The sequence below is a fragment of the Companilactobacillus heilongjiangensis genome (assembly GCF_000831645.3).
Taxonomy (GTDB): Bacteria; Bacillota; Bacilli; order Lactobacillales; family Lactobacillaceae; genus Companilactobacillus; species Companilactobacillus heilongjiangensis.
This window is the reverse complement of sequence record NZ_CP012559.1, coordinates 2,259,689-2,271,308: the sequence shown is the minus strand read 5'-3', so window position 1 is coordinate 2,271,308 and position 11,620 is coordinate 2,259,689. Positions and strand designations below refer to the sequence as shown.

Here is an 11,620-nt window from a genome sequence, read left to right as displayed (position 1 = left end):
AGTCTCCAAACTCGCCCGGTGGTGTAACGGCTAAAGCCGTAACGCCACTTTCATAGCGGATGAAATACTTCTCAGCTCTTCCGACTATATATTGTTGGATGTTGATTTAATGGGCTTTACTTTAGTTCTTATAATATATGAATAAGATATTGTTGAGCTGTATGAAGGTTACTTGAACTTTAAACCAATAACTCAGAATTATTTAAAACCTCAGCCTCCGATTGTCAGAAATTTCACCAGCAGTGAAAGTGCTGTTATGGCTTCAGCCATTACAGCACGGACGACTTTTGAGACTTGCCGGTTTTGCAAGGATCAAAAGCGAGGTTCGAGACCGAACTTTGGCTCGAACCGGTCCCACAGCAGGCGAAAATTTCTGACAATCGGAGGCGGCAGTCAAAGCAAAATAAAAAAGCCACCCATAATATGAGTGACTTTAAAGCCCAAGATCAATCAAGAAATACCCGATAGTACCAATGATAACCAACATAGTAAAGTTGATTATTGTGAAGTACAATAAATACTTACCAGGATCTTTCTTAAAGAAAAATCTGTATTGTTTGAAAGCCAATAAGTTAGCAAGTGAACCAACTACAGTACCAAGTCCACCAATATTCGTACCTAAGAAAATGGCGTGAACATATTTAGAAAACTTAGAAACTAAGATAGTCGTTGGAACATTACTAATGAATTGACTGGTAATAATCGATGTTAAGTAAGTGCTTGTTCTTGTTTGCAAGAATTGATGTAGATTATTAACGATTGCTGGTTCACGGTTAATATTACCAACGGCAATAAAGAAACACATGAATATCAGCACGATAGAATAATCAACTGATTCAAGAATATGCGGATTGATGAAAATCACCAGCAATAGTGCCGCAATCAATGAACCCCACATTGGGATAACTGAAAAAATTCCAAGGAAGATTACTACTGTGACAGCGACTGTTAAAGATAAACTAGGAATATTTAATTCCACAGCGGGTAACTCAGTCAATTCGATTGGATCTTTTGGAAAGAACCGAGTGGCTAAAAAGACTGCTATGAAAGTAACAATCGTTATCGGAGTAGACATGATAAAGAATTGTTTGATTCCTAAATTAAAGTGCGTCAACAGGAATAAGTTATGGGTATTACCAAACGGCGTAAAAATACTTCCAAGGTTAGCGGCCATCGCGATGATGATCACTGGGAAAATTGGGTTGACTTTTATATGTTTGGAAAGTTGATAAAATAATGGTACTAAGGTTAAAATCGTAACATCATTAGTTAAAAACATAGCTCCAAAAAAAGCTAATGAAGCTAGCATAAATATCATTTGTCGCGTAGTTTTCGCTTTATGCGTCATATACGCCGCGTAATATTTAAGAAAGTCCAAATAATCATAAATTTGGATTATAATCATCATAGATAGTAGCGATGCGAGCGTCTTCCAATTTATGTCCATCAATTGTGGTGGACTAATGAAGATAGATGTCAAAATTGCTGCGGCACCAGCGATCCACAACACCCTATCTGAAAATACACGTTTTAATACGGCCATTTACGTTTCCCCTACAAAAAATTAGTCCTTATATAGTATAAAGATAAAAGTACTGTTAAAAAAGATAATTATACAAAAAATAACAAATAAGTTTCCAAAACTTAATTTTTTCAAAAATTATTTATATAAAAAGCATAATGTATTGTAACCTAAGTATAATAAATATCAACATGAGGGAGGATAATAAATGCAAATAATTTTATCAATTTTGATGTTCATTGTCGGAATCGCCATAATGACCGTGTCTTTCAGAGCTAAGAGGGAATTGATATATTATCTGACCTTATCAGCTGGTACCATCGTCTTTTTCGCAGCTATATTCGTGATATTTCCAAAGTAGTAGTACCTAGAGGAAAAAATTGTTATAATCGCCTTATCAAATAGGGGAGGACTTCTATTATGTTTAAGCGTATTTTTCTTTTGGTCCTTGTTTCAATGATTCTAAGCATCATTGAAATGACCGTAGATCCCGGATTCTTCGTTGGAAGAATTTTCTTAGCTTTCTCAGGATTTTTGATGGTTTTAACATCATTAATGTTTATTAAAAATTTAAGACGCGCTGAATAGTGCCGTCTCCAGGACTGAGAATATTCAGCTGCTTTAGTATTATTCAAGTTAGCTCAAATATTAAATAAAGCTCAATTAAGGTAGCTATATTGTTAAAGTATTGTACAAGTATTCAGATTCTTTCTGATGAAGATGTACAGTGCTTTTTTTAATTGATTCTACAGATTGAGAATATTTTAAATATGATAAAATTATTTATAACGCATAGTCTCATTCATAAAGAAATAAATTAGTTGGAGCAGATGAATACTCTCAGCTCCGGAAACGGCACAATATATTACTTGTAGCAAAATTGAGGAGGCAAATAATGATAGCTTTCAAAAGAGTATTACTCCATGTGGTACGCAAATAAAAATATAACTACATGGAGAAAATTATGAAAAACATATATGACAATGAAAAATTCTTTGATAAATATAGTCAGATGAATCGTAGTAAGAATGGATTAGCTGGTGCTGGCGAGTGGAGTACGTTGAAACCAATGTTGCCAGATTTCCAAGATAAGGTAGTTTTGGATTTAGGCTGTGGTTACGGTTGGCATGATCGGTATGCCGTTGATAAAGGTGCCAGTGCAGTTGTCGGTGTCGATATGTCCGAGAGAATGTTGCATGTTGCTCGTTCTAAAACTGTGAGCGATAAGATAACTTACGTGCATGATGATATTACTAAAATAAAATTTGAAGATAATAAATTTGATGTCGTCCTAAGTTCACTAGCTTTGCACTATGTAGAAAACTTTGACGATATGGTAAAAAAGATTGGCCATTATCTTAAACTGAATGGAACTTTCATCTTTTCGGTTGAGCATCCAATTTTTACTGCTCAAGGCAGTGAAGAGTGGAATTATGACAGTAATGGTCAAATTAAAGATTTTCCAGTTGATAATTATTTTTATGAAGGTAAACGTGAGACTGACTTTTTGGGTGAAACGGTTGTTAAGTATCATAAGACTTTGACAACTTACTTAAATGGACTGCTTAAAAATAATTTTCAAATTACGCAAGTTGTTGAACCAATGCCACCCAAAGACATGATGGATCTTCCGGGAATGAAGGATGAAATGCGCCGACCAATGATGTTGATCGTTTCAGCTACTAATAAAAATAGATAAACAAGAAGTCAGAATTTCCAAGTATTAGTTTGGAAGTTCTGGCTTCTTTTGTCTGATTAAAAAATTGAAAAACTATAGCACGATGTAAAAAATGCCACAACCAATAATCTAAAATAAAATAAAATTTATTTGCGTTTTAGTGTATTTTGAATTGTTGGTCAGATGCTAATATTTCCCTAAACAACGAGGGAGAGTGGAGAGAATGAAAAAGTTCGTTAGATTTGTACTTGTTTCAGCTTTAGCACTTATTTCTTTTGGAAGTTTTAGTCAAACAGTTAGGGCCAGTGGAGCAGATAGCCTTTTGGTTCACACTTTTAAGACAACAAGGTTATATGCTAAAGGAAAACAAGTTGCAGGAAATGATTGGGATCCCCAGTTTGAGTTTTCACCTATAAGCGATCGAGAATTAGCGATTAATAGTAATTGGTATAGTGATCAACGAACTGATTCTGATAAAATTACGGATGGTAAATATTACCGTGTTGCAACAAATGAATGGGTTAAACTCAGTGATGTTGTATTGGTAGATAATTACAGCGTTATTTTTGGATTGTACACTTATAAAAATTATCCGATTTTTAATTTAAATACTGATTCTTTTAAAATGGAAAAAACAGATAAAACATTACCTACTAATGAGTGGTTAATTGGATCAGAAATAGACTTTCCGAATGGAGATAGTTATTATCAAGTCGGTCAGAATGAATGGATTCAAATAGACCAATAGTTTTTTAATTCAATTTTAAATTATTTTGTATGGGATAAATGGATAGAAAAAGAACAGGTAAACTCAGAATTATTCTTTTGAGTTTACCTGTTCTTTTATATCATGAAACAATTGTTTCACAAGAAACATCTAATATTCACCTTCAGCGATTTTCTCTAAAGTAGTTTTTGAAGGGATGAAGAATAACGTTCCGCTGACTGCTGTACTGAAGTCTAAAAGACGATCGCTCTTAGTAAACATATTTTCCAGCATACGGTTGGTGATTGAGAAATCTTTGGTATAAGCAATGAAATAAGTTCCGGTAATATCTTTGACAGGGTCGGAGAAAGGTACATTCATTCTGACAATTTTGTGTTCAATGCCATCTTTCATATCTTTGGAAATAACGTTGTGAGCGTTAGGAAGTTTTTCATCATCGGCCAGTTCGCGGTCAGAAAATTTGTGACGACCAATTGATTTTTCTTGTTCGTCAGTTGAGAGACTTTTCCAAGCATCCATGTTGTGAATATACTTTTGGGCAAAGGCATATGAACCGTTGGCGAATTCTTCATCATCGTCAATTAGCGTGTAGTCCATCGATTCAACGCCAGCTGGGTTTTCAGTACCGTCAATGAAACCGACAATTGAACGACCTTCGAGGTATCTGAAACCATGAGTTTCGTCCTCAACCGAAGTGATGGGACGAAGGATGCCCATGAACTGATCCATTAATTCATAACAGACAGCCATATTTTTTGCTCGAACGTGGATAAAAATATCTCCGGGTGTGGAAACGGCGGTATACTTTGGACCTTTAATTTCTTGGAAAGTTGATAATTGTTTTGGTTTTGGTGCATCAGGGAAAAGGTAGTCCCAAGCATCAGCTCCAAATCCCCAAGCAATATGAGCTTGAGCCTCAGGGTCACGAATACGCATACTATTAATTATGGAATTAGATAAGTCAGAGAATTCAGCGATAGCATCTTTTTCATCAGCTTGATTTTTATGGTTCAGCAGTAAAGTTGCGAAAATAACACTTTCACCGGCATCTTTATAAACGTCTTGAGCTTTTTTAATGTCAACGGTCATGAAATTATCCTCCAAATATTGTTTATACCGAAACCATATCATAGAACTGGAAAATTTAAGCATTTAAAGATTGGTTTTTGGGGCCGCTGGAGATTGTGCGGAATGGTTCTCGCTATGAGGACCGGTTCGAGCCAAAGAGCGGTCTCGAACCTCGCTTTTGAGCCGAAAACCACGTCTCAAAAACGTCCTAGTGGAGTAAGAACGGTGAAACCGCCCGTCCTAACTCCACTGGCACAGCGTTCACCATTCCGCACAATCTCCAGCTAATGTATTTGTTGGATAAAATGAACCGGAATTGAATTTAATGTATCGCCAAAAAGCGGTTGAAGTATTATTTTAGTAAACATTATTTAGTAGATGATTTGTCTAATTTATCTTATTATATTGAAAAAATAATAATCATCCTTATTAAATGTCAGTTTAAGGATTAATATAATCAAAAGGAAAGTAACGGTAGTTCTTCAGAAATCTGAGAATTAATGAATAAATTAATCGGAAGGAATGAGCATATTCACCCGCTGTGGGTGTGGCGTTATGGCTTTAGCCATTACACCACCGGGCGTGTTTGGAGACTCGCGGTTTTTGCGAGGCTTCAAACCGAGGTTCGAGACCGTACTTTGGCTCGGACCGGTCCGCATAGCAGGTGAGTATGCTCATTCCTGGAGATGGAAACTTTCAAGTTGTATACCTTTGTTTAAAATTCATAAATTAAAATTCTTGATTATGCGTTAATTTAGGAGAATAATAAAATTAATAACTAATTTAATAATTTAACTAGGAATTATCCCGAAAGGAAGTACAGATATATGTGCACAAGTCTTAGCCTAGGAGCTTTAGATGGCTCTAAATTTTTAGCAAGAACAATGGATTTCGCCTTCGAATTGAATGGTCGTCCAACTTTCTTACCAGAAAACTACAAATGGATCTCATCATTTGATCAAGCGGTTTATACAACGGATTACGCAATCATGGGAACAGGTGCCAAATATGGTAATAACTATATGGTAGCCGACGGTTTCAATGAATACGGTCTATCTGCTGCTGAATTATATTTCTCAAACGCAGCCAAGTATGATGAAAAACCAACTGAAGGAAAAATGAATCTTGTCGCTGAAGAATTTATTCTTTGGGCATTAGGTAACAACAAGAACATTGATGAACTCCGTGAAAATTTGAAGGAAGTTCGTTTGATTGATTCAGATGCTGGTGTTATGGGTCAAAATCAACCATTACACTTTATTTTCAGCGATGCTACAGGGGCAACTTATGTCCTAGAACCAGAGGGCAATGGCTTAATTCTTGAAGAAGATAAAGTTGGTGTTATGACTAATACACCTAACTATGACTGGCACAAGACTAACTTGGCTAACTACTTGGGTGCTCAACAAATGAGTTTCAAGGCTAAGAATTTCGGTGACCAAGAAGTTATTCCATTAGGTTCAAATGGTACATTCAGATTGCCAGGAGGCTACACAGCCGTTGACCGTTTCGTCAGAACAGCTTTCAACCGTAGCAAGACTGAACAACCAAAGAATGCTAAGCAAGCCGTAAACACAATTTTGCACATTCTCGACAGTGTAACAATTCCTCGTGGTGTTAATTTGAAAGATAATGGCGACCCAAGCTACACACAATACCAAACAGTTTTGGACTTAACTAATAAAGTAATGTATTTTGTACCATACGGTAACAGAACAGTTTACTCAGTTAAGATGACAGAAGATTTGATCAATAACCAAAAAGAACCAAAAGAATTCGAAGTAGCTCTAAAACAAGAATTCGCAACATTGAACTAGGTTTTCGTTTTTGTCTCCAGAGCTGAGAAACATTTACCTACTATGCGGACCGGTCCGAGCCGAAGAGCGGTCTCGAACCTCGGTTGTTTTGAAGCCTTACCAAAATGCGGTAAGTCTCCAAACACGCCCGGTGGTGTAAGAGCTAAAGCTCTAACGCCACACCCACAGCGGGTAAATATTTCTCAGCTCTTCCGACTAATTAGTAGTGTGAATTGTATTGATGTGTATCTGATAATAAATAATTGATTGAATTTGATAATAATGGATAAGATGTTAGGTTTTCCACTAGCATTTCATCCATTATTTTTTTTCATTCAGATAAATTGGTCATTCCAGTTAAATATCAATTAATTCAAAAGCCTAGTCTCCGTTTGTCAGAAATTTCGCCAGCAGTGGTAGTTATGTTAGGCTGGCGATTTTCCAGTCTTACATAACAGGACGTCTTTTGAAATTCGAGTGATTTTCTCGAAGTTCAAAAGCGAGGGTCGAGACCGTTCTTTGGCTCGAGCCGGTCCCACAGCAGGCGAAAATTTCTGACGACCGGAGACGGCAAAGAAAAACCATACCAGTAAATTTTTGGTATCTAACTCCAATATGTTATAAGATGTAACTAAAGTAAAAGATAATCACCATGTCAAAAATTGGTGCGACCCAATTATGAAATGAGGAAATGTAATGGCCGATTTAGTTTATCAAAAAATTATTACATCATTGAAAAAATCAATTGATGCTGGGGAGTTCTCAGATATGCGTTTACCTGATGAAAGATCTCTAGCAGAAAGTTACAGTGTCAGCCGCAGCTCTATCAAACGAGCTCTAGGTTTAATGGCTGATCAAGGAATCATCTTTAAAAAACGTGGTTCAGGGACATTTGTTAATCCGTTGTATTTGAAGCAAGGTTCGTCTTTCAATTACAGTGGCAAGAACCTTGGTATCACGGACAGTTTCAACGCTAATGGACAAAAGCCAGGCGTGAAAGTTTTGAGTTTTGACGTTGTGCATCCAAGTAAAGATTTACAGGATAATTTATTTCTCAAGCCTTCAGAATTCGTCTATGCCTTCAAACGCTTGCGCCTGTTGGATGACGTGCCATTCATGATTGAAACTGGCTATATTCCCATCAAGTTGGCGCCTGAATTGTCAGAGCAAATTGCTTCTGAATCTATCTTCAATTATGTAGAATCAGAATTAGGCAAAGAAGTTAATAAAACTTACTTGAATATTTCGGCAGAACCATCTGATGCTGAAGGTAAGGAGTTATTGCATTTAGCTGATAATGAACCTGTTGGATTGATGGAAGGTATTTTCTTCTTAGACGACGGAACACCGTTCGAATTTTCGACAATGAAGTTGCATTATAAGTATTTCAAGTACGATTCATTCGTTGATTTGGCAAATAAGTAAGAGTTTCCAATAATTGGAACGCACCAATTTATCAAATGGTTGACTTTTTAAAATATTCTAGTTATGATACTCAATGTAAATACATAAGGAGTGTGCTGGTAATGACAGATTACTCATCAAAAGAATACTTAAATTTAGTAGATAAATATTGGCAAGCAGCAAATTATATTTCTGTTGGTCAACTTTACTTAAAAGATAATCCTTTATTAAGACGTGAATTAAAACCTGACGATGTTAAAGTTCATCCGATTGGACACTGGGGAACTATCGCCGGTCAAAACTTTATTTATGCTCATTTAAACCGTGCTATCAACAAGTATGGTCTCAAAATGTTTTATATCGAAGGCCCTGGTCATGGTGGGCAAGTAATGGTTTCAAACTCTTATCTTGATGGTAGTTACACTGAAACTTATCCAGAAATTACTCAAGATACTAAAGGTATGCAAAAGCTATTCAAGCAATTTTCATTCCCAGGCGGTGTTGCATCACATGCTGCCCCTGAGACTCCTGGATCAATGCATGAAGGTGGAGAATTAGGTTATTCTCTATCACACGGTGTAGGTGCCGTTTTGGATAATCCTGACGAAATTGCTGCTGTTGTTATTGGTGACGGGGAAGCAGAAACTGGTCCTTTGGCCGCTTCATGGTTCTCAAACGTCTTCATTAACCCAGTTGATGATGGTGCTGTATTGCCAATCTTAAATCTAAATGGTTTCAAGATTTCTAACCCAACAATCTTGTCACGTAAGAGTGATGAAGATTTGACTAAGTACTTTGAAGGTATGGGTTGGGATCCAATGTTTGTTGAAGGAACTGATCCTGAAAAGATGCACCCAGAAATGGCTCAAACCGTTGATGCTGCAATCGAAAAGATTCAATCCATTCAAACAGAAGCTAGAAAACACCCAGCCTCAGAAGCTAAGATGCCTAAGTGGCCTGTAATTATTTTCCGTGCCCCTAAAGGTTGGACTGGCCCTAAGACTTGGGATGGCGTTCCAATTGAAGGCTCATTTAGAGCTCACCAAATTCCAATTCCTGTTGACCAAAATGATATGCAACATGCAGACAAATTGGTTGAATGGATGGAATCTTATAAACCAGACGAATTATTTGATGAAAATGGTACTTTGAAGAGTGAAATTGCTGCGATTGCACCTAAGGGTCAAAGCAGAATGGCTATGAACCCTATCGTTAATGGTGGAGTTGATCCAAAGCCTCTTAAATTGCCAGACTATAAAAATTACGCATTAAACTTTGATAAACGTGGTTCTAAAGTTGCTCAAGATATGATCGAGCTTGGTAAATATTTGGAAGATGTTATCAAGAATAATCCAGATAACTTCAGATTATTTGGACCCGATGAAACAATGTCCAACCGTTTGTATGACATCTTTAAGACAACAAACCGTCAATGGATGGAACCAGTTCACGAACCAAATGACCAATATGAAGCACCAGCTGGTCGTATCATCGATTCACAACTTTCAGAACACCAAGCAGAAGGTTTTAACGAAGGTTATACTTTGACAGGTCGTCACGGTATTTTCGCTAGTTATGAAGCATTCTTACGAGTAGTCGACTCAATGTTGACACAACACTTCAAGTGGCTTAGAAAAGCTAACGAATTAGGTTGGAGAAAGAAGTATCCTTCACTAAACGTTATTGCTACATCAACAGCTTTCCAACAAGATCACAATGGTTACACTCACCAAGATCCCGGTATTATTACTCACTTGGCTGAAAAGAAACCAGAGTATATCCGTGAATACTTCCCAGCCGACACAAACTCATTGTTAGCCGTAATGCCAAAGATTTTGGATGACCAAGAAAAGATCAATTTATTGGTTACTTCAAAGCAACCAAGACCACAATTCTACTCAATTGAAGAAGGTCAAGAATTGGCTGAAAAGGGACTCAAGGTAATCGATTGGGCCTCAAATGACAACGGAGATCCTGATATTGTGATTGCTGCTGCCGGAACAGAACCAAACCTTGAATCGTTGGCTGCTATTAGCATTCTTAGAAAAGCTAAGCCAGAACTCAAGATTAGATTCGTGAACGTCGTAGACCTATTGAAGTTGAGATCACCAAAAGTTGACCCTCGTGGTTTAACAGATGAAGAATTCAACGAAATCTTCACAATTGATAAACCAGTATTGTTTGCCTTCCACGGTTTCGAAGATATTATTAAAGACATCTTCTTTGATCGTGAAAACCACAATCTTTACGTACATGGTTATCGTGAAAATGGTGATATCACAACACCATTCGATATGCGTGTAGTTAATGAGATGGATAGATTCCACTTGGCAGAAGAAGCAGCTGTGGCCGTACAAGGCGATGGTGCAAGCGACTTTGCTGATGAAATGGAAGCTAAAGTTGATAAGCATAACAAGTATATCCGCGAATATGGCGATGATTTGCCAGAAGTTCAAGAGTGGAAGTGGGAATAGCAGAGAGTGGAGACAGGGCGGTTAGCTCCCGAGCATTTTCGTAATTAAGTGAATTGCACGCTGGTTTTGCGTGTGATTTGCTTAATTATGAAAAGCGGAAGGAGTTGCACTGTCGGAACTCGTTTCAGAGCCACTGCATGCCCCAACAAAGCTTTTAAAATTAATATAACTAAAACTAAAGCTGTAGAAATTCCAACGAGGATTCCCACAGCTTTTTTGTTGTTTCAAACAAAATCTAAACTATTTCAGAAACCAAAAGATCCAATGAACTAAAAAAAACAGCTCCATCAAATGAATCAAGCACCTGCGCATATCACTAAAACCCAAAGCACAACAAATCAAAATTCATCCTAAAATTAAAATTATTAAACCAACAAACTAAAAAATACTGTTCACTCATCGTAAACAGCTGTCCACAAACCCCGTCACACCAACGTTTATAGAAAAATAAGTTTAAAAATAATTGAATAAGTTTCATTCTAAGAAACTTTCATAATTCTGTTGAAAAAATGTGAAGCTTTTTAAAACACCTACTGCGAGTAGAATGTAAACTTTAATTTGTTCTAAGACAATAATAGGTATTATTAGAATTAAAAAGCATATTATTGAAAGGGCTCTAACCCCTGGTATGACGGGTTGTTAAAGCCTTTTTAGCATGGTATTATCGTTTATGGAAAAAGAGAAAACACTAAGGGGTGGATGTTATGACAACAAGAAACGTAAAATTCATGAAAGTAGCACTAATGGCGGTAGTGGCCGTATTATTAATGATGTTATTCGTCTTGCAAAGTCGATACACCATTCCAGCAGTTGCAATTGCCGCAATCGCATTAGCAGTTTACTCAGAAGATAGAATTTCAAAGACACATACATTTAAGTTTACTGATTAATCAATCAGCTAAAATATAAGGTACAGAAAAAAACTCATCGTGGTAATCATTTGGTTATCGT

At 36.8% G+C, this 11,620-nt stretch carries 10 protein-coding genes; 8 read left to right on the top strand and 2 right to left on the bottom strand.

Translation table 11 applies throughout. The annotated features are described in order from the left end of the window. Nucleotides 1–433: 433 nt before the first annotated feature. A complete protein-coding gene (locus JP39_RS10155) occupies nt 434–1,543 on the bottom strand; it encodes an SLC13 family permease (protein WP_041501187.1) in 1,110 nt (369 codons plus the stop codon). Between the two features lie 187 nt (nt 1,544–1,730). On the opposite strand from JP39_RS10155, the gene JP39_RS12615 reads away from it, so the two are divergent. From JP39_RS12615 to JP39_RS10145, 4 genes are all read left to right on the top strand, one after another. Continuing rightward, entirely contained in the window at nt 1,731–1,883 is a 153-nt protein-coding gene (locus JP39_RS12615; protein ID WP_157492464.1) for a DUF6095 family protein, read from the top strand. Nucleotides 1,884–1,942: 59 nt separating this feature from the next. After that, nucleotides 1,943–2,110: a hypothetical protein gene (locus JP39_RS12610; protein WP_157492463.1), complete on the top strand. Its 168-nt coding sequence runs from the start codon at nt 1,943–1,945 to the stop codon at nt 2,108–2,110. A gap of 376 nt (nt 2,111–2,486) precedes the next feature. After that, nucleotides 2,487–3,221 carry a class I SAM-dependent methyltransferase gene (locus JP39_RS10150; protein ID WP_211257135.1) on the top strand — a complete coding sequence of 245 codons (735 nt, stop codon included), beginning with the start codon at nt 2,487–2,489 and terminating at the stop codon, nt 3,219–3,221. 202 nt (nt 3,222–3,423) lie between these two features. Further along, nucleotides 3,424–3,948 carry an SLAP domain-containing protein gene (locus JP39_RS10145; RefSeq protein ID WP_041501188.1) on the top strand — a complete coding sequence of 175 codons (525 nt, stop codon included), beginning with the start codon at nt 3,424–3,426 and terminating at the stop codon, nt 3,946–3,948. A gap of 129 nt (nt 3,949–4,077) precedes the next feature. Here JP39_RS10145 and JP39_RS10140 read toward each other — a convergent pair whose 3' ends face one another. Continuing rightward, on the bottom strand, nt 4,078–5,016 hold the full coding sequence (locus tag JP39_RS10140; protein ID WP_041501189.1) for a Dyp-type peroxidase: 939 nt from the start codon (nt 5,014–5,016) through the stop codon (nt 4,078–4,080). Nucleotides 5,017–5,822: 806 nt separating this feature from the next. Between JP39_RS10140 and JP39_RS10135 the strand changes: the two genes are divergently transcribed. The 4 genes from JP39_RS10135 to JP39_RS10120 all read left to right on the top strand — a co-directional run bounded on the left by JP39_RS10135 (nt 5,823) and on the right by JP39_RS10120 (nt 11,559). Next, nucleotides 5,823–6,812: a choloylglycine hydrolase family protein gene (locus JP39_RS10135; RefSeq protein ID WP_041501190.1), complete on the top strand. Its 990-nt coding sequence runs from the start codon at nt 5,823–5,825 to the stop codon at nt 6,810–6,812. 675 nt (nt 6,813–7,487) lie between these two features. Beyond that, a complete protein-coding gene (locus JP39_RS10130) occupies nt 7,488–8,216 on the top strand; it encodes a GntR family transcriptional regulator (RefSeq protein ID WP_041501191.1) in 729 nt (242 codons plus the stop codon). Nucleotides 8,217–8,317: 101 nt separating this feature from the next. Then, nucleotides 8,318–10,669, top strand: a complete 2,352-nt coding sequence (locus JP39_RS10125) for a phosphoketolase family protein (RefSeq protein WP_041501192.1) — start codon at nt 8,318–8,320, stop codon at nt 10,667–10,669. Between the two features lie 704 nt (nt 10,670–11,373). Then, complete coding sequence (locus JP39_RS10120; protein ID WP_041501193.1) at nt 11,374–11,559, top strand: hypothetical protein; 186 nt, start codon at nt 11,374–11,376, stop codon at nt 11,557–11,559. Nucleotides 11,560–11,620 lie beyond the last annotated feature (61 nt).